This is a genomic window from Asanoa sp. NPDC049573, assembly GCF_040676615.1.
In the GTDB taxonomy this organism is placed as follows: Bacteria; Actinomycetota; Actinomycetes; order Mycobacteriales; family Micromonosporaceae; genus Asanoa.
In genome coordinates, this window is sequence record NZ_JBFAPI010000014.1 from 182,474 (window position 1) to 204,100 (window position 21,627).

The window sequence follows — 21,627 nt, forward strand, 5'->3', positions numbered from 1 at the left end:
TCAGGACCTCCAGGGCGCCAGGCGCCAGGTCGTCTCGGTGGCCGGCGACCGCCCGACCCGGGCGACGAGTTCGGCGTGGCTGGCCGGGCGGTCCGGCACCGCCGTGCTGCGCACCTCGATCTCGATGCCGGTGCGCCGGAACGGATACGGGTCGAGCCACAGCTCTCCGAATGTGCGTACGCCGACGGTGATCGGCTGCGCGACGCCGAGTGGGTGAGTGCGCACCGGCGGCAGCAGCACGTCTTCGGCCGCGTGTTCCAGCGCGGCGAGTTGCGGGCCCCACGGCCCGGCCGACCCCGGGGCCGCGGCCGGCTCGCGCGGCATCACGCACAGGTAGAGGGAGAGCAGGTCCCAGAGTCGGAGCAGCTCGAAGTTGTGCCAGAGCCGGGTCTCGAACGCGGCCCGCGGCTCCTGCTCGGCCCAGGCCAGCCGCTTGGCGTCGATCCAGCGGCGCTCCTCGGCGTCGACCGCCGCGTCCTGGGCGGCCCGGCCGTCGCCGCCGAGGTCGAGCCGGCCACGGGCGCCGGGTGCGGACCAACGGCCGCGGTAGAGGCCGGTCCAGTGCATGCCGACCAGCACGCCGGCGTAGACGTCGCCGAGCGCGACCCGCTCGACGCCCTGCCGGTAGAGCCGGACGTGCTCGCCGGCATCGATCTCCAGGAAGTGCAGCGGGCGGCGTTCCACCTCGTTGAAGAGGACCCGGGCGTCCCAGGCCCGCCAGCCCTCGTCGTGCCGGGCCGCGGCGGTGCGCACCGGCTCGTGCGGTGTCGGCGTCTCGAACAGCTCGTTGCCCCACGCGGCCGCGAGCAGGCCCGCGACGCGGCCGTGTTCGACCTGCTCGACCAGGTGCAGGGCGCCGTCGCGGCGGGTGACGATCACGCGGCCGCCGCTCGCAGGGCCGCACCCAGGTCGCGGGCCGAGCCGCCGGTCGCCAGCCCGTCGATCGCCGCGAGCACGGCGGCGGCGTGGCCGGGGAAGCGGTGATCGAGCAACCGGCGGGCCTTGGCCCGCAGGGCCTCCCGGGAGAACGCCCGTTCCGCGTCGCCGCGTGGTTGGTCGGCGCTGCCGGTCAGCTCGCTGCCGTCGGCGCGACGGACCCGCACCCGGGCCGGCCGCCCAGCGGGATAGCCGGCGTCCAGCGACGGGTCGTGCACCACCCGGACCCGGGCGGCGAGGTCGCGTACCGCGTCCGACGTCACCGTCGCCGCGGTCAGCGTGGTCTCGTCGAGCCGGCCGAAGAGCAGACCGACCGCGACGCTGGTGGGCACACTGAACCGCGCGGCCAGCTCGCTGTCGGCGACGCTGTCGAAGGCGGCCGCGTGCGCGAACGCGCGCACCTCGACGGATTCCACATCAGACAGTGGACCGGTCGCGGCGACGATGTCGGCGACCGCGTCGTTGACGCCGTGCAGATGAGCGCAGGTCGGGTGGGCCTTGGTGTAGCCGCGCAGCACCTCGTAGTCGTCCGATCCGGGCGTGAAGCCGGCCCAGTCCCGGGCGGCGACGGCCGCGAAGTGCCGGTCCAGCGCGCCGGGCAGCGCCTCCAGCCCGGCCACCGCGGCGCCGCCGAGGCTCGCGCCGAGCTGCACCGAGGCGCCCAGGTAGGCGTGCCCGCCGGTCCGCCCGGCGAAGATGGTGGCCGCGTCGCTGAGCAGCACCGCCGAGCCGGCCAGTTCGACGGCCCGGCGCAGCGCGGCACGGTCGCCGGGCGCCAGCAGTTCGGCCACGCCGGCGGCGGCGCCGACCTGACCCCAGGTGCCGATGTCGTGCACGCCGGGCGGGGTGCCGCCCATCGCCTTGCCGAGCCGCACGCCGACCTCGTAGCCGGCGAGCACCGCCGAGAGCACGGCGGTCCCCGGCAGGTCGCGCTCCTCGGCGACGGCGAGCACGGCCGGCACCACGTGTGAGGCCGGGTGGCCGCGGGCCGGGCGATGCCCGTCCTGCAACTGGTCCGCCGCGATCGCGCTGCCGTTGAGGAACTGGGCGTTGGCCGCCGGCCAGCCGTGCGCCGAGCCGACCACGGTGGCCGGACCGGCCGCACCGTCGCCGGCCGCGACCAGCGCGCGCAGCTCGGCGCGGCCGCTGCCCAGCGCGGCGACCGCGACCGTGTCCGCGACCAGGTCGACGACCCGGTCCCGGACCGCCGCCGGCGCGGTGTCGAAGGACATCAGCGCACCCGGGCCATGAGCCCGGCCACGTCGGGCGCGGCGGCCAGGTCGAGCACCGCCGCGGCGATCGCCTCCCGGTCGGCCACGTTTTCGGCGTTGGACGCGAACTTGCTGGCCAGCTCCGCGGAGCTGAGCGGGTTGCCGGGACCGCCGCGGTTGACGTCGACCCGGACCTCGTGCCTGCTGCCGTCGCGCAGTTCCACCCGGAGCACGGCCGGGAACTGGTTCGGGAAGATCTCGTCGCAGCGCGCGTCCGGGACACAGTGGACCTTCGCGGCCAGCGCCAGCCGGGTCTCGTCGGCGGCCGCCGCGTCGGTGAAGTCGTCGTGGCCCAGGCCCAGCCCGCCGCCGCCGAGCAGCGCCGCCGCCACCGTGTAGGGACCGCTGAACGCCGCGTGGTAGCCGGACTCCGGTCGGGCCTTGTCCTGTGCCGGCTGGGCGATCGTGCGCAGCACCGGCGAGGGCACGCCCAGCTCGATCGACTCGATCTCGGCCGGGTCGACGCCCTGGGCCCGCAGCGCGAGCGCGGCGTCGATGCCGGCGTGGGTGAAATGGTTGCACGGGTACGGCTTGAAGAAGATCCCGGGCAGCTCCCAGTGCTCGCCGAGCCGGTCGACGACCGCGTCGACGTCGGCCCGCTCGCCACAGAACGCGTGCAGGAAGCCGAACCGGCCCTCGATCACCGTCGGTGGGCCGGTCAGCCCGTGCCGGGCCAGTTCCGCGGCGACCACGCCGGAGTGCGCGGCCCAGCCGCAGTGCACCCGCTTGACGGTGCCGCCGGTGCGGTTGGCCTCCAGCAGGCCGGCGCCCATGCTCGCCGCGATCCCGGCGGCGTGCGCGATCCCGTCGGCGTCCAGACCCGAGACCATGGCCGCCGCCACGGCCGCGCCGACCGCGCCGCAGATCGAGGTCGCGTGCTGCCCGCGCTCGAAGAACTCGGAGTTGCCGAGCGCGCGGTCGTAACCGCCCATCCCGAGCCGGACGGCGACCTCGATGCCCATCCCGGCGGCGTCGAGCAGCGCGGCGCCGGAGGCACCGCGGGCCTCCGCGACGGCCAGGGCGGCCGGCACGACCGGCGACGACGGGTGCAGCACCGACGGCAGGTGGGTGTCGTCGAAGTCGAGCGAATGCGCCAGCGTGCCGTTGACCAGCGCGGCATTCGCGGCCGGGACGCGCAGGCCGGTGCCGATGGCCACGGACGACGGCGTGCCGCCCGCGTCGCGGACGTACGCGGTGACCGCGCGGGCCGGCGGCAGCCCGGTCGCGGCCAGGCTGTTGCCGATCAGGTCGAGCACCCGGCGGGCCACGTCCTGGCGCAGCTCGTCGGGCAGCCCGTCGCGACGGACCCGGTCGGCGACGGCGGCCAGCCGCTGTACGACGGTCTGCGAGCTCATGCCGACACCGCCGCGAAGGGCCGGATCGGTGAGCCGGTGCCGCCGACGATGCGCAGCGGCGCCATCGCGAAGACGAACGCGGTCAGCCCCTCAGCCGCCGCCTGTTCCAAATTGAGATGCTCGATGATGTAGCTGCCGGCGTCGACGAGCAGCACCCGGTGCACCGGCAGCACGCTGTGCCCCGCGCCCGGCCGGATCTGCTCGTACGCCGTGGTGTCCGAGCCGGTGGCGACCACGCCCCGCGCGGCCAGCCACTCGGCCGCGCCGGTGGTCGCACCGGGCACCCCGGAGGCCTGGCCGAGGTAGGTCGGCGCGTCGTCGAAGTGCCGGGCCCATCCGGTGCGGATCAGCGCCACGTCGCCGCGGCCCACCGTCACGCCGGCCCGGTCGGCCGCCGCGGCGAGGTCGTCGGCCGTCACGCCGTAGCCGCCGGGCAGCACGTCGACGCCGTGCACGGCGGCCACGTCGAGCAGCACGCCGCGGTTGAGCAGGGCCGGGGTGTGCTCCGCGCCGAGGGCGGTGAACCGGCCGCCGACCTGGGCGGCCGCCGCGTCGACGCCACCGTGCAACCTGCCGTCGTGGCTGACGTGGGAGAGCGCGTCGACGTGGGTGCCGACGTGCCCACCGGTCACGATCAGCTCGTTGGCGGCCGAGCCGCCGTCGGGACGGACCATGTCACCGTGGCGGCGGATCAGGCTCATCCGGAAACCCGGGTGGTTCGGCGAGCACGGCATGCCCGTGAAATGCGGGTGCCCGAGTTCGACGAGCCGGACGCCCGCGGTCACCGCCGCGAGTAGCGCGTCCTGGCTCGGCGTCGGCGCCGGGCGGGCCTGCGGCTCGGTGGTCAACTCGTTCCTCCTGGTTGTGCTGCGGACGGGTCGTGCAGATCGAGGACGAGCCGGGCCCGGCGCACCACCGCGGGATCGACGAACCGGCCGTTGGCGTCGAGAACGGCCACCTCGCCGCGTTCCTGCGCGCGGGCGGCGGCATCGAGGATCGCCTGGGCGGCGGCCACCTCGCCGGCGCTCGGCGTGAAGACGTCGTGCACGACCGGGATCTGCCGCGGGTGCACGACCGACCGGCCGACGAAGCCGGTGGCCCGGGCCCGTTCGGTGCTGGCCCGCAGGCCGTCGAGGTCGCCGACGTCGGTGTAGACGCTCTGCACCGGCGAGGGCAGCCCGGCCGCGCGCGCCGCGACGACCACCCAGCCGCGCGCCCAGGCGAGCCCGTCGTCGCCGGCCACCCGCAGGTCGGCCGACAGGTCTGCCTCGCCGAGGCCGAGACCGGCGACCAGTGGGTGCGCGGTGGCCAGGTCCGCAGCCCGGGAAAGGCCGGCGGCACTCTCCAGGAGCAGTTGCAGGGGCAGCGCGGCGCGGGTGCCGACCTCGCGGACGGTCGCCGGGTCTTCGCAACGGGGGATGCGCAGGCCGGCCAGGCCCAACCCGGCCAAGGCGTCGACGTCGGCCGAACCCCACGGGCCGGCGGGGTCGTTGACCCGTACCCACAGGTTGTCGTGACCCTCGGCCGCGAGCCGCACCGCCGTCGCGCGGGCGGCGGCCTTCTGGTCCGGCGGCACGGCGTCCTCCAGGTCGACGACGACCGCGTCGGCGCCGGCGGTGAGGGCCTTGGCCACCCGGTCGGCGCGATGGCCGGGAACGTAGAGCCAGGAGCGCGGTGTCACTTCGGCAACCCGCCCGACCAGCCGAGCGCGCGGGAGATCCGGTCGGCGGCGGTGCGCACCAGCGGGCCGAACCGTTCCCGGGCCTCGGCGTCGACCCGGGCGGCCGGACCGCACACCGAGATGGCGCCGATGACCGCGCCGTCGATGCCGAACACCGGCGAGGCAACCGAGCCGGCGCCCTCCTGCCGTTCCCCGTCGGAGCCGGCGACGCCGGTTTCGCGGATCTCGGCCAGGCGGGCCCGGATCGCCTCGTGGTCGGTCATCGTGCGGGTGGTCAGCGACGGCAGTTCGGCGCCGAGCACCGCCTCCCGCTCGGTGTCCGGCAGGAACGCCAGGATGCAGGTGCTCGAACTGCCGGCGTGCAACGGATATCGGCGGCCGACCTCCACGGTCATCTTGATTTCCCGGGTGGACTCGACCTGGTCGAGGTAGACCCGACCGCTGTGCACCCGCGCCGACACCGTGGTCGTCTCGCCGGTGGCCAGTTGCAGCTCGCGCAATATCGGCATGGCGACCGTGCGTAGCTGCGACTCGCGCAACGCCCGTGCGCCGAGGGCCGCGGCGGCCGGGCCGAGTTGATAGCCGCGGCTGGCCGGGTCGCTGACCAGCAGCCGGCGTTCGACCAGCGTCTGCAGGATCCGGTGGACCACGGCCTTCGACAGGTCGAGGCTGCGGGCGATCGCGGTGACGCCGAGAAAGTCGGGCCCGTCGGTGAAGAGCAGCAGGACGTCAGCGACGCGCGTCGCCGCCTCGGTGCCCTGACTCTCGGCCACGTCCACATCCTTAGTCAACGTTGTTTCAGTCAGCGGAACACGATTTCAGCACCCACTCGCAGTGGGGTCAACCCCCCAAAGTGGCTTTGGACAGCCTGGACAACGAATCTGAGGTGGACTCTTGACCAGCCTCACGTGCAGTGCCAGCATCAGGCCTCATGCGATGTTCCGTGCGGCGGAACACTGTCACCCCCAGGAGCTGACATGAGGAAGACCTGGACCGCGACCCTCGCCTTAGCCCTGCCGCTGGCGCTGGCCGCCTGCGGCGGGTCCGCCCCGGCCGGTACCAGCAACGGCGGCGGCGGGCAGTCCGGCGGCACCATAAAGATCGGTTCCCTGCACCCGCTGAGCGGCTCGTCCGCGGCCGACGGGCAGCAGATGGACAACGGAGCCAAGCTCGCCGTCGAAGCCATCAACAACGCCGGCGGCATCAAGTCGCAGGGCGGCAAGAAGCTCGAACTCGTCAGCGCCGACACCCAGGGCAAGCCGGAGGTCGGGCAGAGCGAGGCGCAGCGTCTCATCCAAGAGGGCGCGGTCGGTCTGCTCGGCACCTACCAGAGCGCGGTCAGCGCCAACGTGTCCACGGTGGCCGAGCGCAACAAGGTGCCGTTCGTCATCGACGTCTCCAGCGCCGACTCGATCCTGGCCCAGGGCTACAAGTACACGTTCCGCGTGCAGCCGAGTTCGACCGTGCTGGGCACCTCCGGCGCGCAGTTCCTCGACCAGGTCGCCAAGGCCGCCGGCAAGCCGGTCAAGCAGGTCGCCGTGCTGCACGAGCAGGGCCCGTTCGGCACCGCGGTGCGCGACGCGTTCAAGGCCGAGGCGGCCAAGGCCGGCATCAAGGTCGAGCCCGCGATCGCCTACGACGCAGCCAGCGTCTCCGACCTGACCACCCAGGTCACCCAGGTCAAGGCCAGCGGCGCCGACGTGCTGATGGTGGCCGGCTACTACCGCGACGGCGTGCTGGCGGCCAAGGCCGTCGACACCATCAAACCGACCCTCAACGCGGTGTACGGCGTGGCCAACGGCGCTTTCGACCTTCCCCAGTTCCCCAAGGAGGTCGGCGCTCCGGCCGAGGGCTACTTCGACGCCAACTACCACGCCGACATGACCAAGCCGGACATGCAGGCCCTGGCCAAGCTCTACACCGAGCGCTACAACGACCAGATCCGGACCGGCGCGGTCCTCGCGTACGACTCGGTCCAGGTGATCGCCGCCGCGCTGGAGAAGGCCGGCAGCGCCGACGCGACCAAGGTGCGCGACGCGATCGCCAGTGGTGAGGTGCCGACCCTGATCGCCGGCCCCGGCACGATCAAGTTCGGCCCGACCGGCGAGAACGTCAACGCCACGCCGATCCTGATGCAGGTGCAGGGCGGCGCGCCCAAGCAGGTGTTCCCGGCCGACAAGGCGGAGGCGCAGCCCGTCTACCCCGCCTTCAAGAGCCAATGACATTCTCACCCGACCAGGACCACGTCGCCGCCGGAAACGGCGGCGGCGTGGCCACCCTGGACCCCGACGAGCTACCCGCGCCCGCGGCCCGTTCGGTGCCGTGGCTGCGGATCGTGGTCATCGCCGCGCTGATCGTCGTCGCGATCGGGCTCGCCTACCTGCGCGCCGGCAGCGGCGTGGTCGTGACCCAGGCCGTCGTCACCGGCATCCTCATCGGCGGGGTCTACGGCCTGGTCGCGATGGGCCTGACGCTGATCTTCGGCGTCCTCGACATCGTCAACTTCGCGCACGGCAGTTTCCTCGCGCTGGCCCTGTTCCTCACCTTCGGGCTGACCCAGGCCGGCCTGCACGTCTACCTGGCCCTGGCGATCAGCGTGCCGGCCATGTTCCTGCTCGGCGTGCTCGTGCAGCGCGGCATCCTGGCCGGCGCCATGGGCAAGCCGCTGGAGAACCAACTGCTCATCACGCTGGGCATCTCGCTGATCATCGAGAACGCCCTGCTGCTCTTCTTCGGCGGCAACCCGCGCTCGGTCGCCCTCTCCGGCGACCGCGGCGTGCCGATCCTCGGCGCCGTCGCCAACCTGTCCCGGATCCTGGCCTTCCTCGGCGCGCTGCTGCTCGCCGGGCTGCTCTACCTGCTGCTGCAGCGCACCCGGCTGGGCACGGCGATCCGCGCGGTCGCCGCCAACGACACCGGTGCGCAACTGGTCGGCATCGACACCCGGGTCATCTACGCGGTGACCTTCGCGATCGGCACCGCCTGCGCCGGAGCGGCCGGCACCCTGGTGGCCCCGCTGGTCACCATCGAGCCGACGACCGGTTCGCTGTTCAACATCGTCGCCTTCGTGGTGGTCGTGCTGGGCGGCATGGGCAACGTGGTCGGCGCGCTCGTCGGTGGCCTGATCATCGGCCTGGCCGAGCAACTCGGCGGCATCTACCTGCCCGGCCAGTCGCCGCTGCTGTCGGTCTTCATCGTCTTCGTGCTCGTGCTGTTCCTGCGACCACAGGGACTCTTCCGGAGGTCGGCATGACGACCACCACCGCACCGGCGCCGGCGACCGCGGCCGGAAAGCCGCTGCCGCGCCAGCCCTGGAACCGGCACCTACTGGCGATCGCGGTGCTCACCGTGCTGCTGATCCCGCTGCCGCTGATCCTGCCGCCGGCACAGGCGTCCGTCGCGGTGCGGGTGCTGATCTTCGCGCTGATGAGCATCGGCTGGAACATGATGAGCGGCTTCGGCGGCATGTTCAGCTTCGGCCACGCGGCCTACTTCGGCATCGGCGCGTACACCGGCGCCTATCTGCTCGTCGAGCACGACGTGTCGCCCTGGATCGGGATGCTCGCCGGGATGGTGATCGCCGCGGCGTTCGCGACCCTGATCGGCTTCCTCGCGCTGCGCTACAAGCTGCGGGGTGCCTACTTCGCGCTGGCCACCTTCGCGTTCGCCGAAATGCTGCGGCTCTGGGCCACCAACAGCGAGTTCGTCAACCGCGCGGTCGGCTACCACGTGCCGCTACGGGTCGACACCTCGTGGTGGTGGATCCAGTTCGAACCGGCCTCGCCGAACTATTTCTGGATCGCGCTCGGGCTCACCGTGGTGGCGCTCGTGGTCAGCGTGCAGTTCGTCCGCTCACGGGCCGGCATGTTCGCCAAGGCGGCCCGCGACGACGAGGACGCGGCGGCCACCATCGGCATCCCGGTGATGCGCTACAAGCTGTTGACGATGGCGCTGTCCGCCGCGATCACCGCGGTCGCCGGCGCCTTCTACGTGCAGTATTTCCTGTTCATCGATCCCGACCTGGCGTTCGGGTCGAGCGTGTCGATCCAGGCGATCCTGCCCGCGGTGATCGGCGGCGTGGCCACCATCTGGGGCCCGGTCATCGGTGCCGTGGTGATGGGCCCGCTCAACGACGTGACCGCGACGATCCTGCGCAACCCGCCGCCGGCGCTCGAGTTCCTGCAGGGCCGCGGCGGCCTGGACGTCATCGTCTACGGCGTACTGCTGATCATCATCGTCCTGCTCCTGCCGAAGGGCGTCTACGGAGCGATCCGCAAGAGGTGGTCCCGGCGATGAGCTTGTTGCGGGTAGAGAATCTGGGCAAGTCCTTCAAGGGACTGCGCGCGGTCGACGACGTGAGCTTCGAGGTCGCCGAGGGCAGCATCCTCGGCGTGATCGGCCCCAACGGCGCCGGCAAGACCACGATGTTCAACCTGGTCGCCGGCGCGCTCAAGCCGGACTCCGGCCGGGTGCACCTGGGCGGCAAGGAGATCACCGGGAACGCGCCGCACAAGGTCACCGCGGCCGGGATGACCCGCACGTTCCAGCTCATGCGGCCGTTCTACTCGATGACCGTGCTGGAGAACGTGACCGTCGCGGTGCTGGCCGGCGGCGGCGCCAAGCGCACCGCCCGCACCGAGGCGGCCGAGGTGATCGAGCGGGTCGGCCTCGACAGGTGGCGCGACTCGCCGACCGAGGGGCTGCCCACCGCGGCCCTCAAGCGGCTCGAGCTGGCCCGCGCGCTGGCCAGCAAGCCCCGGGTGCTGCTGCTCGACGAGGTGCTCGCCGGCCTGGTGCCCGCCGAGCGGGCCCCGGTGATGGAACTGCTCGAGCGGCTGCGCGCCGAAGACGGCGTCACGCTGGTGTTCGTCGAGCACATCATGGCCGCCGTCATGCGGCTGTCCGACTCGGTGCTGGTGCTCGACCTGGGCCGGGTGCTCACCTCCGGCGCGCCGGACGAGGTCACCCGGGACCCCCGGGTGATCGAGGCCTACCTGGGGGAGGACCCGCATGCTGCGGCTTGAGGGACTGAGCGCCGGCTACCACGGCCTGCAGATCCTGCACGAGCTCGACCTGCGGGTCGAGGAGGGCGAGATCGTCGCGATCGTCGGTGCCAACGGCGCCGGCAAGACCACCACGCTCAAGGCCATCTCGGGGCTGGTCAAGCCGACCGCGGGCACGATCACGTTCGACGGCAAGCGCGCCGACGGCGTACGCCCGAGCGAGCTGGTCACCCGCGGCCTGCTGCACGTGCCGGAGGGGCGGGCGCTGTTCGGCCCGCTCAGCGTCGAGGAGAACCTGCGGATGGGCGGCTGGACCCGCGGCCGCAAGCCGCTGGAGGAGCCGCTCAAGGAGGTCTTCGAGCTGTTCCCGATCCTGCACGAGCGGCGGACCCAGGCGGCCGAGACGCTCAGCGGCGGCCAGCAACAGATGCTCGCGACCGGCCGGGCGCTGATGGCCGGCCCGCGGCTGCTGCTGCTCGACGAGCCGTCGACCGGCCTGTCGCCGAAGCTGACCTGGACGGTGCTCGACGCGGTCAAGGCGATCCGCGAGCGGGGTGTGTCGGTGCTGCTCGTCGAGCAGAACGCCGCGCACGCGCTCAACCTGGCCGACCGGGCCTACGTGCTGGAGAGCGGCAGCCTGGTCCTCGACGGGCCCGGCCCGGAACTGGCCCGCGACGACCGGGTGCGAGCCGCCTACCTGGGGCTGTGATGTCTACAGTGGAATCTATCGCGCGGCTCGGCGGCTGGGTCGCCGGGCTGCGCTGGGCCGACGTGCCGTCGTCCGCCCGGGCCCGGCTCGGCCTGGTGCTGCTCGACTCGCTCGGCGTGACCGTGGTCGGTGCCCGACAGCCCGAGCAGCGGGCGCTGGCCGCCGCCTGGCGGCCCGGTGCGGGCGCCTCGCCGCTCATCGGCGGTGGCCGGTCGACCACCGTGGAGACGGCCGCCTGGCTCAACGCGACCGCGCTGTGCCGGCTGGAACTCGACGAGGGGCACAAGTACGCGAAGGGCCATCCCGCCGCGCACGGCCTGCCGGCCGTGCTCGCGCTGGCGGCCGACCTCGGCGCGAGCGGTCCGGAGACGATGGCGGCGCTGCTGGCCGCCTACGAGGTGGCGGCCCGGTTCGGCCGGGCGACCACGTTGCGCGCCGGGATGCACCCGCACGGGAGTTGGGGCGTGGCCGGGGCCGCGGCCGGTTGTGCCCGGCTGCTCGGCCTGCCCGGAGACCAGGTCGCCGCCGCCATCGACGCCGGCGGCGGCCTGCCGGTCGCCGGACACTTCAGCAGCGCGCTGGACGGCAACCCGGTCCGCGACGCCTGGCTCGGTGCGTCCAATGTGTCTGGTCTGGCCGCGGCCCGGATGGCGGTGGCCGGTGTGGCCCGCAACACCGGCACGCCGGCGGCCTCGCTCGGTGACGTGCTCGGTCGCTTCGATCCGGCGCACCTGACCGATGCGCTCGGCGACCGCTGGGACGTCGAACTGGGCTACTTCAAGCGGCATGCCTCGTGCTCGTTCACCCATCCGGCCGCCGACGCGGCGCTGCTGATGCGGGCCACCCTGCCGCTCGACGATGTCGAGGAGGTGCTGGTGGAAACCCACTCGCTGGCCGGTGGACTCGGCCGGGCCGAGTGGGACAGCCGGCTCGGCGCGCTGTTCTCGACGCCGTTCGTGGTGGCCGCGGCGCTGGTGCACGGCGCCGTCGACCCCGGCGTTTCGGCGTCCGGGACGCGCGACGATCCTCGGGTGCGGGCGCTGGCCACGAAGGTGAACCTGAAAGTCGCCGACGACCTCGACGCCCGGCTGCCCGGCGAGCGCGCGGCCCGGGTGACCGTACGCCTGGCCAATGGTCCGGATCGGGTCGTCCAGGTGCCGAACCCGGTCGGTGACGCCGACTACCACCCGATGGATGAGCCAGACGTGCTGGCGCTGCTGGGCCGCCTGCTCGACACCGAAACCGTCGAGGTCGTGCACGAGGTCGCATCCGCCCTCGCCACGAGCCGGGATGTCGGGCCTGACCTCCGCCGGCTCGCCGAGATTTAGGAGTTTTCAGTGCGGATCTACGCCGTGACCCCGATTCACGTCGACGCCGAGGAGTTGGCGCGCCGGCAGGCGCGCTACGCCGCGCTGTCGCCGCCGGGCGTGGAGATCGTGCTGCACGACATCGGCCCGGACGCGCCACGCGCCCTCGACACCGACGCGCAGGTGCGGGAGAGCGAATCGCTCGTGGTCGAGGCGCTCAGGCGGGCACCCGACGGCTTCGACGCGCTGCTGCCCGACTGCGTGCTCGATCCGGGCGTCGCGCTGCTCGCCGGCACCCTGCCCGTGCCGGTGTTCGGCCTGCTCCGGCTCAGCCTCGGCTGGGCGGTGCTGACCGGCCGGCGCAGTGCCGCCGTGGCCCGCAACAAGGCGATCGCCGACGAGATCGTCGCGCGGGCCGAGGTCTACGGCTGGTCGTCCACCCTGATCGGCGTCGAGGTGCTCGACCTCGACGTGCACGCGATCGCCGACAGCGACCGGTGGGCCGGCGGGCTGGGTGGCGCCGTCGGCACGCTCGCCGCGGCCGGCGCCCGCTCGGTCATCAACGGCTGTTCGGCCGTCGACATCCCGGCCGGGGTCGTGTTGCCCGCGCGGGTGGTCGACCCGACGGCGCTGGCGCTGCGGCTGATCGGAGCGGGCGAATGACCGGCCCGGACCTGGTTGTCGCCGGCGCCGGCGGTGGGCTGGTCGCCGCGCTGCGCGCCGCCCAACTCGGCCTCGACGTGCTGGTCGTCGAGGCCAGTGAGCACTTCCGCCGGGGCAACAACACCTCGATGTCGACCGCGATGATCCCGGGGGCCGGGTCGCGCTGGCAGAAGGAAGCCGGCATCGACGACTCCGGCGAGTTGTTCGCCGCCGACGTGGCGCGCAAGACGCACGGCCAGGGCGACCAGCGGCTCGCCCGCGCCCTCGGCGACGTGAGCGCGCCACTGGTCGAATGGCTGGCCGACGACATCGGGCTCGACCTGTCGCTGGTCACGGACTTCCACTACCCGGGCCACTCGGTCGACCGCTGCCACACCGTCGAGGGCCGGCACGGCACCGTCCTGCTCGACCACCTGGTCGACCGGGTCGAGAAGGCCGGTATCGACCTGCTGGTGCCGGCCCGGCTGGTCGACGTGCTGCTGGACTCAGCCGGCTCGGTGAGCGCGGCGGTGGTCGAGCGGCCGGACGGCTCGCGCGAGCAGATACCGACCCGGGCCGTGCTGCTGGCCACTAACGGCTACGGCGCCGACCGGGCGCTGGTCGCCCAGCACCTGCCGGAGATCGCCAAGGCGGTCTACCACGGCAGCGAGACCTCCCGCGGCGATGCGCTGCGGATCGGCGCCGCGCTGGGTGCCGAGAGCGCCTTCCTCGACTCCTACCAGGGGCACGCCGCCCTCGCCGCCCGCTCGGCGACGCTGGTCGGCTGGGCCACGGTGATGCACGGCGGCTTCGTGCTCGACACCACCGGCCGCCGGTTCGGCGACGAGACGACCGGCTATTCCGAGTACGCCGCCGCGCTCGCCGCCCGCCCCGACGCATTCGGCTGGCTGGTACTGGACCGCCGGATCCACGACGCCTGCCTGGCCTTCACCGACTTCCGGCAGAGCGTCGAGTCCGGTGCGCTGCTGGAGGCGTCCGACGCCGCCGCGCTCGCGTCGGTCGCCGGCCTGCCTGCTTCGGCGGTCGCCGCGGAACTCACCGAAACCGCCGCGGTCGCGCGCGGAGAACGCGCCGACCGGTTCGGCCGCACGTTCTTCGAAGCGCCCTTGTCGGCTCCCTATCTGATCGCCCGGGTGGTCCCGGCCCTCTTCCACACCCAGGGTGGGCTCGTGGTCGACGAGCACGCCCGGGTGCTGCGCCCAGGCGGCGCGCCGATCCCCGGGCTCTACGCCTCGGGCGGCGCCGCGTCGGGCATCTCCGGCCACGGCGCCGCGGGCTATCTGGCCGGCAACGGCCTGCTGCCCGCCCTCGGCCTGGCCTATCTCGCCGCAAACCACTGTGCCACCGCACTTTCGGAAGGATCCCGATGAAACCGCTGGAAACCTTGATCAAGAACGTCACCGTGGTCCGGCCCGACGCCGGCTCGCCCGACGGCGACCGGCTCGACATCGGCATCTCCGGCGGCAAGGTGGTGCGGCTGGAGGCCGACATCCCGGCCGAGGAAGCGGAGACCGTCGTCGACGGCCGCGGCCGGCTGGCCTATCCCGGCGCGGTCGACGCCCACCAGCACTGGGGCATCTACAACGAGCTGTCCGCCGACACCGAGACCGAGAGCCGGGCCAGCGCGCAGGGCGGCGTCACCACCGGCCTGACCTACATGCGCACCGGGCAGTACTACCTCAACCGCGGTGGCGCCTACAAGGAGTTCTTCCCGCACGTGCTGGCCGCGTCCGAGGGCCGGTCCTACATCGACTACGGGTTCCACCTGGCCCCGATGATGAAGGAGCACATCGACGAGATCCCGTCGATCGTCGAGGACTTCGGCGTCACCTCGTTCAAGATCTTCATGTTCTACGGCAGCCACGGCCTGCACGGCCGCTCGTCCGACCAGAGTTCATTCCTGATGATCCCGCCGGACGAGCGCTACGACCTGGCCCATTTCGAGTTCGTGATGCGTGGCGTGCAGGCGGCCCGGGAGCAACTGACCGCCGTCGCCCCGCACGTCTCGCTCTCGCTGCACTGCGAGACCGCAGAGATCATGACCGCGTACACGAAACTGGTCGAGCAGGACGGCTCGCTGCAGGGCCTCGCGGCCTACAGCGCGTCGCGGCCGCCGCACTCCGAGGGCCTCGCGGTGACCATCGCGGCGTTCCTGGCCGACGAGACCGGCCTGCCCAACATCAACCTGCTGCACCTCTCGTCGCGCAAGGCCCTCAAGGCCGCCATGGCCATGGCCAAGACCTTCCCGCACGTCGACTTCCGCCGCGAAGTGACCATCGGCCACCTGCTGGCCAGCGTCGACACCGCACACGGCCTGGGCGGCAAGGTCAACCCGCCGCTGCGGCCGCAGGAAGACGTCGAGGCGCTCTGGGAGTACGTGCTCGACGGCAGCGTCGACTGGGTGGTCAGCGACCACGCCTGCTGCAAGGACGAGCAGAAGTTCGGCGAACCGCGCGACGACATCTTCGCCGCGAAATCCGGCTTCGGCGGCGCCGAATACCTACTGCCCGGCCTCGTGTCCGAGGGACGCAAGCGGGGCCTGTCGCACCAGCGGATCGCGCAACTCGTCTCGCTCAACCCGGCCCGCCGCTACGGCCTGCCCGGCAAGGGGACCATCGGGGTTGGCTTCGACGCCGACCTGTGCCTGGTGGAGAACGCGTCCTGGACGGTGCACGCGGCCGACTCGCTGTCGACCCAGGAATACACCCCGTTCGAGGGCTTCGAACTGGGCGCCAAGGTCACCGACACCTGGGTCCGCGGCCAGCGGGTGCTGGAGAGCGGCAACGTCGTCGGCAACCCGGGCGGTCGCTACGTGCACCGGCCCTACCAGGGGTGACCGTGACTACCGTGGACGATGGCCCACTCGCGGGACTGCGGGTGCTCGACGTCTCGACGATCCTGGCCGGCCCGCTGGTAGCCCAGATCCTGGGGGACTACGGCGCGGAGGTCATCAAGATCGAGCACCCGGCCCGGGGCGACGGCATGCGGGGACACGGCCTGGCCAAGGGCGACCAGCCGTTGTGGTGGAAGATGGTCGCCCGCAACAAGCGCACGGTCGGCCTCTATCTCGGTGACCCGGCGGGCGCTTCGCTTTTCAAGCGGCTGGCCGCCACCGCCGACGTGGTGATCGAGAACTTCCGGCCGGGCACATTGGAGCGGTGGGGGCTCGGATACGACGTCCTCGCCGCCGACAACCCCCGGCTGATCCTGTTGCGGGTCACCGGTTTCGGGCAGACCGGCCCCTACGCGTCGCGACCGGCGTTCGGCACGCTGGTCGAGTCGATGAGCGGGTTCGCGCACCTCACCGGCGAGCCCGACGGCCCGCCAACACTTCCCGCGTTCGGGCTGGCCGACTCGATCGCCGGGATGGCCGGGGCGGCGGCGGTCTCGATGGCGCTGTTCCAGCGGGAGAAGGACGGTCGAGGGCAGGAGATCGACCTCGACCTGCTGAGCCCCATCATGACCGCCGTCGGCCCCGGTGTGATCTACGCCGACCAGCTCGGCATCGACCAGCAGCGCACCGGCAACCGGTCGGCCAACAACGCGCCGCGCAACACCTACCGCACCTCCGACGGCCACTGGGTGGCGATCTCCACCAGCGCCGACAGCATCGCCCGCCGGGTCATGACGCTAGTCGGCCACCCCGAGGTGATCGACGAGCCGTGGTTCGCCACCGGGCGGCAGCGGGCGCAGCACGCCGACCTGCTCGACGGGTACGTCGGCGACTGGATCGGTGCGCGTACCCGCGATGAGGTGTTGCGCGCGTTCGCCGAGGCCGGTGCCGCGGTGGGCCCGGTCTACAAGCCGAGCGAGCTGCTCGACGACCCGCAGGTGCGGGCGCTGGAGCTGGTGACCACCGTGGACGATCCGGAGCTGGGCGAGATGCGGATGCAGAACCTGCTCTGGCGGATGTCGCGCACGCCGGGCCGGATCCGGTTCACTGGCCGGCCGCTCGGTGCCGACACCGACGCGGTGCTCGGCGACGAGCTGGGACTGTCGCCCGAGGAACTGGCCGACCTGCGCGAACGCGGCGTAGCCGGCTAAGTTCCGCTGGGCGGAAAGCGAGAAACCCCCCGAAACAATGGAGGTCCGAGTGCTCCGCAGTTTCCGTCTCCTCACCAGTTTGGGGCTAGCCGCCGGCCTGGCCGTCGCCGCATCACCCGGCGTCGCCCAGGCGCACGACAAGAAGCCCACCCTCGACTGCTCGACGACGGCCGCCGGGAAGGTCAGCAAGGCCGTCGGCCAGCCGACCACGGTCACGTCGGCGGCCTCCGCGACGACCCCGGCCACCACGGCGTTCTGCGACGTCAAGGCCAGCATCACCGTCACCGCGAAGGACCACAGCACCTCCGTCATCCAACTGCGACTGCAGATCCCGCAGAACTGGAACCGCCGCTACGTGCAGCTCGGCGGCGGCGGTTTCTGCGGCAGCATCCCGACCGGCGGCACCTCCGGCAACGCCAACGTCGACCTCGGCTACGCCGTGGCCTCCGACGACAGCGGCCACATCGGCGGCGGTTCGGACGGCTCGTTCGCGCTCGACAACACCGCCGTCCAGGACACCTGGGGCTACCTGTCGGAGCACCTGACGGCGCTCGCGTCCAAGGCGCTCCTCAAGGCAATGGCCGGCACGAAGGCCGACTACTCCTACTTCGTCGGCTGCTCGACCGGCGGGCGGCAGGCCCTGATCGAGGCCCAGCGCTGGCCCGACGACTTCGACGGCATCGTCGCCGGCGCACCGGCCAACCGCCAGAACTACCTGGCCCCGCTCTCCCAGGGCGTGCGCGAGCTGCAGAACCGCGACGCCGCCGGCAACCAGGTCGTCGACGCGGCCGCTGCCGCCGTGGTCGGTCAGGCCGTCGTGACCACATGCGACGGTGTGGTCAAGGACGGCGTCGTCGACGACCCGCGCAGTTGCCACTTCGACCCCGCGACGGTGGCCTGCCCGGGTGGCGCGGCCGCTCCCGGTTGCCTGAGCGCCGCGCAGGTCGCCGTCATCAGGAAGTGGTACGACAGCCCGCGCGACAACCGCGGCCACGAGCTCTACCCCGGCGGCCTGCCGCTGGGCTCGGAGGGCGGCTGGGTCGGCTCCGACATCAGCACCTCGCCGACGCGGCTCAGCGGCGGTGGCGCGTACGCCGAACAGGTCCTGAGGTATCTGGCCTTCCCGACCGACCCCGGTGCCTCCTACCAGCTCGCCGACTTCGACCCGAACAAGGACGCGAAGAAGCTCGACGCGATGGCGAAGGTCTACAACGCCGACACCACCAACCTCGACGCGTTCCGCAAGGCCGGCGGCAAGCTGATGCTCTACCACGGCCTGGCCGACCCGCTGATCACCCCGTTCGGGACCATCCAATACTACGAAGACGTCGTCGACCGCTACGGTTCGCTCGCGAAGACCGAGCAGTTCGCCCGGCTGTTCCTGCTGCCGGGCGTCTACCACTGCAACGGCGGCCCCGGCGCCGACCGGGTCGACTGGCTCAGCTCGATCCGCGACTGGACCGAGCACGGCAAGGCGCCGTCGTCGGTGCTCGCGAGCAAGGTGAGCGGCGCCGTGACCACAATGGAGCGGCCGGTCTACGCCTACCCGCTGCAGGCGCACTACGACGGCACGGGTGATGCCAACCTGGCCACCAACTGGATGCCGGTCTCCGGGCCCCGCGGCCGCTGACCGGCGAACTACCCGAAGGGCCCGCGCGAACGCGCGGGCCCTTCGCTTATCCCGTCACCCGTGCGGTGGTCGACCGGACGGGTGCTACCAGGGCGAACGCGGCGACCGTAGGGTCGGTCCGTTCGGAAATCGCTCAGACGGGACGCCAGGCCTTGCATACTGCCCGCTCGCACCGGCTCGACGACGCGCTGTTCGACCACTCGACCCCGCGCCCACCGGCCCAGCGGCTCAGCGCCATCACCCGCTACCTGTGCGGAGCGTCCTATGTCGACCCCAGCTTCGGCGACAAGGTCGTCCGCGAGCTGATGGAAGACGCGCACCGGGCCGTCGTGCCCGCGACCGGCTATGACCTTGGTCCGGTGCTGCGGCACGCCTACCGCGCCCGGCGACTGTGGCTGGCCCAGCACGCGCTGCTCACCGCGGTGCTGCTGGTCGGGGTGTTCATCGCGCCCGAAGGCACGCTGCTCCTGGTGCTCGCGGCGCTGGCGCTGGCGCTGCCCGGGCTGTCGGGCGGGCCGCTGAGCCGCTCCCGGGCCAAACGGCTCGGGCTGATCGCCATCCTGGTGCTGCTGGGCCTGATCCTGCTCGGCGGCCCGATCGTCGACGCGGTGCGCGGCATCGACGATCCCTACCGTGACACCTCCCGGCCGGCGGGCGTCGGGCTGTGGCTGGTCGGCACCGGCCTGGTCGGGATCGCGGCGTTCTTCGTCGTGCTCGGCTGCCGCGGCCGGATGGTGCGGGTGCTGTGCACCGAGCTGGCCGCCGACGCGCCGCCGTCGCGTGTCGACGCCGGGATCACCGGCCTCGCCGCGCACCGCCTGGCGACGGTGGCCGCAGCCCAGCACGGCAACATCGTGCTGCACTCGGGCTACAACCCGTTCCTCGGCGCCGGCCGGGTGACCGACGCCTCGTCGGTCGCGGTCGAACTGAAGCCGGCCCGGCCGCCGGACACCTTCCTGCCGCCGCGCCGCCCGCCCGACGAGCCCGCACCGCCGCCGGTGCCGATCGACCCGGTGGCGCTCAACCGGCACGTCAAGGAGCGACTCGCGGCACTCGGTTCGCCCGACCTGCCGGACGGCGCGGCGTTCACCAGCCTCCACCTACGCGACCAGATCATCGCCGGCGGCATCCGCTGGCGCGGCTTCCCGCTGGTCGACCAGCACCTGCGGGTGCCCTTCTCGATCGCGACGCCGGAGGCGCTCGACGAGATCGTGCGCCATCCGCAGTCCAGCGCCCGGCACTTCCTGCGCGCCAGCGTCGGCGCGGAGAGCCGGGCGATCCGCCGACCGGACCACACGGTGGTGATGCCGGCCGAGCACCAGAGCGTCATGGTCACGACGTTCACCCACATCGCCGTCGAGGGCGGCATGCTCTACGTCGAGAACGTGGCCGCGATGCTCGGACCGATCGAGCGCAAGTACCTCGACATCGACCACTTCACGGCCGGCTCCGACATGTGGTGGGAGACGTTCAAAGACACCGTGCGCCGGGCCGGCGCCGACGTGTCGCTGGCGGCACCGCGGTTGGTGACCGCGCTGACCCGTCGCGCGCTGGCCTGGTGGCGCGGCGGCCGGGCCGATCAGGCCAGTGTCGACGACGAGGTCTACGACTTCGGCGCGCGCGAGGAGATCCGCCAACTGGCCTCGTCGACCCATCCGCTGACCTACCTGCAACGGCTGGACTCCACGAAGTACGCCAAGCTCGTGCAGCGCCGGATCAACGACGCGGTGGTCGACTTCCTGCGCCGCAACGGCGTCGACACCTCGGAGTACGAGGAGCGGGTCAGCTCCTACACCAACAACGGCGTGGTGATCGCCGGAGACAACTACGGCGCGGCGGCGGCCGGCGACAAGGCCACGGCGACGGCCGGCGGCAAGGAGGAGAAGACCCGGTGAGCGAACCCACGTACGGCATCTCGATCGGCCGCGACAACCACGGCGCGGTGGCGGCGGGCGACCGGGCCCGGGCGGTGCAGACCACCGCCGCCCCGGCGGGCCGCCAGGTCGACGCGATCGTCCGGGAGCTGGCGAAGGTCCGCGCCGCGATCGAGGGCGCCGACGACGTGGTCGAGCGGCCCAAGGCGCTCCGCGACGTCGACGCGCTGGCCGCCGAGGTGCGCCAGGCCGACCCCGACACCGACGCGATCCGGTCCACGCTGGCCCGCCTGGTCGGCCGGGTCAAGCCGGTCGCGGCCGTCGCCACCGCCGTCTACCAGGTTTGGATGCTCGTCGAGGGCATGCTCGCCGGGACACCACCAACGGCCGCCGGCTCGTAGACTCGGCCCCGTGGATGATCGTCTGACCGAGGCACTCGAACGCTACGAGGCGGCCGTGTTCGCCGGCGCGACCGACGGCCTCGACGCCGGTGACCGGGCGCTGGACGCCGTCGAGGCCGACACCGCGCTCGCGCGCGGCCGGATCCGGCACGCCCGCTTCCTGGCCGCCGGCGGGTCAGCCGGAGAAGACCCGACAGAGATCGCCCTCTTCGACCGCGCGCTGTCGCTCTACCAGTCGCTCGGCGACGTGCGGGGCGAGGCCGAGGCCCAGTTCTGGGTGGGCTGCTACCACCAGGTGGTGCGCGGCGACATGGACACGACCGAGCCGATGTTCGCGCGGGCGGCCGATCTGGCCACCAAGGCGGGCGACGACCTGACACGCTCGTACGCCCTGCGCCATGTGGCCTTCGCCGCCCAGCACGCGGGCCGCGGGACGGAAGCCCAGGAAGCGTTGGCCGAGTCGACCCGGCTGCGCCGCGACCTCGGCTTCGACGCGGGAGTGGCGGCCAACCTGGTCGCCCAGGCCTACTTCACCGCCGAGGGCGGCCCCGGCGACGCCACCGCCCTGCTTGACGAGGCCGCCGCCCTGGCCGCGGCGGCCGGCGCCCACGCCGTCACCGGCTGGGTCGACGAGGCCCGCACCAACCTCGCACCGGCGGCCTAGGGCGTGTCCTGCCGATCATGTGCTGGTGAGTGGTTCACCATGCGTTGGTGGTGGGTCGCGGTGAGTTGACCGACAAGGCGTGGGCGGTG

20 protein-coding genes are annotated in these 21,627 nt (G+C 72.8%); 14 read left to right on the forward strand and 6 right to left on the reverse strand.

What is annotated here, in order from left to right; genetic code table 11:
• Genes AB0J74_RS27990 through AB0J74_RS28015 form a run of 6 tightly spaced genes read right to left on the reverse strand, consistent with a single transcriptional unit; the run spans position 1 to position 6,016 of the window.
• Complete coding sequence (locus AB0J74_RS27990) at positions 1 to 879, reverse strand: DUF3891 family protein (RefSeq protein WP_363453054.1); 879 nt, start codon at positions 877 to 879, stop codon at positions 1 to 3.
• Entirely contained in the window at positions 876 to 2,168 is a 1,293-nt protein-coding gene (locus AB0J74_RS27995) for an MmgE/PrpD family protein (protein ID WP_363453056.1), read from the reverse strand. Before AB0J74_RS27995 ends, AB0J74_RS27990 begins: the two co-directional genes overlap by 4 nt.
• Positions 2,168 to 3,562 carry an MmgE/PrpD family protein gene (locus AB0J74_RS28000; protein ID WP_363453058.1) on the reverse strand — a complete coding sequence of 465 codons (1,395 nt, stop codon included), beginning with the start codon at positions 3,560 to 3,562 and terminating at the stop codon, positions 2,168 to 2,170. The genes AB0J74_RS27995 and AB0J74_RS28000 overlap by 1 nt, the downstream gene beginning before the upstream one ends.
• Positions 3,559 to 4,410, reverse strand: coding sequence for a cyclase family protein (locus AB0J74_RS28005; RefSeq protein WP_363453060.1), 852 nt, complete (start codon positions 4,408 to 4,410; stop codon positions 3,559 to 3,561). Before AB0J74_RS28005 ends, AB0J74_RS28000 begins: the two co-directional genes overlap by 4 nt.
• Positions 4,407 to 5,243 (reverse strand): CoA ester lyase, encoded by an 837-nt coding sequence (locus AB0J74_RS28010; protein WP_363453062.1) that lies wholly within the window; start codon positions 5,241 to 5,243, stop codon positions 4,407 to 4,409. The genes AB0J74_RS28005 and AB0J74_RS28010 overlap by 4 nt, the downstream gene beginning before the upstream one ends.
• Positions 5,240 to 6,016, reverse strand: coding sequence for an IclR family transcriptional regulator (locus AB0J74_RS28015; protein ID WP_363453064.1), 777 nt, complete (start codon positions 6,014 to 6,016; stop codon positions 5,240 to 5,242). The genes AB0J74_RS28010 and AB0J74_RS28015 overlap by 4 nt, the downstream gene beginning before the upstream one ends.
• A 204-nt stretch (positions 6,017 to 6,220) precedes the next feature.
• Between AB0J74_RS28015 and AB0J74_RS28020 the strand changes: the two genes are divergently transcribed.
• The 14 genes from AB0J74_RS28020 to AB0J74_RS28085 all read left to right on the forward strand — a co-directional run bounded on the left by AB0J74_RS28020 (position 6,221) and on the right by AB0J74_RS28085 (position 21,538).
• The gene (locus tag AB0J74_RS28020; RefSeq protein WP_363453066.1) at positions 6,221 to 7,465 is read left to right on the forward strand and encodes an ABC transporter substrate-binding protein; all 1,245 of its coding nucleotides are present in this window, start codon (positions 6,221 to 6,223) and stop codon (positions 7,463 to 7,465) included.
• Complete coding sequence (locus AB0J74_RS28025) at positions 7,462 to 8,496, forward strand: branched-chain amino acid ABC transporter permease (protein WP_363453068.1); 1,035 nt, start codon at positions 7,462 to 7,464, stop codon at positions 8,494 to 8,496. Before AB0J74_RS28020 ends, AB0J74_RS28025 begins: the two co-directional genes overlap by 4 nt.
• Positions 8,493 to 9,539: a branched-chain amino acid ABC transporter permease gene (locus AB0J74_RS28030; protein ID WP_363453070.1), complete on the forward strand. Its 1,047-nt coding sequence runs from the start codon at positions 8,493 to 8,495 to the stop codon at positions 9,537 to 9,539. Before AB0J74_RS28025 ends, AB0J74_RS28030 begins: the two co-directional genes overlap by 4 nt.
• Positions 9,536 to 10,267 carry an ABC transporter ATP-binding protein gene (locus AB0J74_RS28035; RefSeq protein ID WP_363453072.1) on the forward strand — a complete coding sequence of 244 codons (732 nt, stop codon included), beginning with the start codon at positions 9,536 to 9,538 and terminating at the stop codon, positions 10,265 to 10,267. Before AB0J74_RS28030 ends, AB0J74_RS28035 begins: the two co-directional genes overlap by 4 nt.
• Positions 10,254 to 10,955 (forward strand): ABC transporter ATP-binding protein, encoded by a 702-nt coding sequence (locus AB0J74_RS28040; protein ID WP_363453074.1) that lies wholly within the window; start codon positions 10,254 to 10,256, stop codon positions 10,953 to 10,955. The genes AB0J74_RS28035 and AB0J74_RS28040 overlap by 14 nt, the downstream gene beginning before the upstream one ends.
• An 8-nt stretch (positions 10,956 to 10,963) precedes the next feature.
• Positions 10,964 to 12,283 carry an MmgE/PrpD family protein gene (locus tag AB0J74_RS28045; protein ID WP_363453076.1) on the forward strand — a complete coding sequence of 440 codons (1,320 nt, stop codon included), beginning with the start codon at positions 10,964 to 10,966 and terminating at the stop codon, positions 12,281 to 12,283.
• 9 nt (positions 12,284 to 12,292) lie between these two features.
• Positions 12,293 to 12,925: an aspartate/glutamate racemase family protein gene (locus AB0J74_RS28050; protein ID WP_363453078.1), complete on the forward strand. Its 633-nt coding sequence runs from the start codon at positions 12,293 to 12,295 to the stop codon at positions 12,923 to 12,925.
• Complete coding sequence (locus AB0J74_RS28055; protein WP_363453080.1) at positions 12,922 to 14,295, forward strand: FAD-binding protein; 1,374 nt, start codon at positions 12,922 to 12,924, stop codon at positions 14,293 to 14,295. Before AB0J74_RS28050 ends, AB0J74_RS28055 begins: the two co-directional genes overlap by 4 nt.
• A complete protein-coding gene (locus AB0J74_RS28060; RefSeq protein WP_363453082.1) occupies positions 14,292 to 15,761 on the forward strand; it encodes a dihydroorotase family protein in 1,470 nt (489 codons plus the stop codon). Before AB0J74_RS28055 ends, AB0J74_RS28060 begins: the two co-directional genes overlap by 4 nt.
• An 11-nt stretch (positions 15,762 to 15,772) precedes the next feature.
• Entirely contained in the window at positions 15,773 to 16,969 is a 1,197-nt protein-coding gene (locus tag AB0J74_RS28065) for a CoA transferase (RefSeq protein ID WP_363453084.1), read from the forward strand.
• 49 nt (positions 16,970 to 17,018) lie between these two features.
• Positions 17,019 to 18,599, forward strand: coding sequence for a tannase/feruloyl esterase family alpha/beta hydrolase (locus AB0J74_RS28070; protein ID WP_363453086.1), 1,581 nt, complete (start codon positions 17,019 to 17,021; stop codon positions 18,597 to 18,599).
• A gap of 152 nt (positions 18,600 to 18,751) precedes the next feature.
• Positions 18,752 to 20,494 (forward strand): hypothetical protein, encoded by a 1,743-nt coding sequence (locus tag AB0J74_RS28075; RefSeq protein ID WP_363453088.1) that lies wholly within the window; start codon positions 18,752 to 18,754, stop codon positions 20,492 to 20,494.
• Positions 20,491 to 20,874: a hypothetical protein gene (locus tag AB0J74_RS28080; protein ID WP_363453090.1), complete on the forward strand. Its 384-nt coding sequence runs from the start codon at positions 20,491 to 20,493 to the stop codon at positions 20,872 to 20,874. Before AB0J74_RS28075 ends, AB0J74_RS28080 begins: the two co-directional genes overlap by 4 nt.
• 10 nt (positions 20,875 to 20,884) lie before the next feature.
• Positions 20,885 to 21,538: a tetratricopeptide repeat protein gene (locus AB0J74_RS28085; RefSeq protein WP_363453092.1), complete on the forward strand. Its 654-nt coding sequence runs from the start codon at positions 20,885 to 20,887 to the stop codon at positions 21,536 to 21,538.
• The last annotated feature ends 89 nt before the right edge of the window (positions 21,539 to 21,627 follow it).

Coding starts and splice junctions, on each gene's coding strand:
- AB0J74_RS27995 (WP_363453056.1), bottom strand. CDS start 2,168: ATGTCCTTCGACACCGCGCCGGCGGCGGTCCGGGACCGGGTCGTCGAC.
- AB0J74_RS28000 (WP_363453058.1), bottom strand. CDS start 3,562: ATGAGCTCGCAGACCGTCGTACAGCGGCTGGCCGCCGTCGCCGACCGG.
- AB0J74_RS28025 (WP_363453068.1), top strand. CDS start 7,462: ATGACATTCTCACCCGACCAGGACCACGTCGCCGCCGGAAACGGCGGC.
- AB0J74_RS28020 (WP_363453066.1), top strand. CDS start 6,221: ATGAGGAAGACCTGGACCGCGACCCTCGCCTTAGCCCTGCCGCTGGCG.
- AB0J74_RS28040 (WP_363453074.1), top strand. CDS start 10,254: ATGCTGCGGCTTGAGGGACTGAGCGCCGGCTACCACGGCCTGCAGATC.
- AB0J74_RS28035 (WP_363453072.1), top strand. CDS start 9,536: ATGAGCTTGTTGCGGGTAGAGAATCTGGGCAAGTCCTTCAAGGGACTG.
- AB0J74_RS28030 (WP_363453070.1), top strand. CDS start 8,493: ATGACGACCACCACCGCACCGGCGCCGGCGACCGCGGCCGGAAAGCCG.
- AB0J74_RS28060 (WP_363453082.1), top strand. CDS start 14,292: ATGAAACCGCTGGAAACCTTGATCAAGAACGTCACCGTGGTCCGGCCC.
- AB0J74_RS28055 (WP_363453080.1), top strand. CDS start 12,922: ATGACCGGCCCGGACCTGGTTGTCGCCGGCGCCGGCGGTGGGCTGGTC.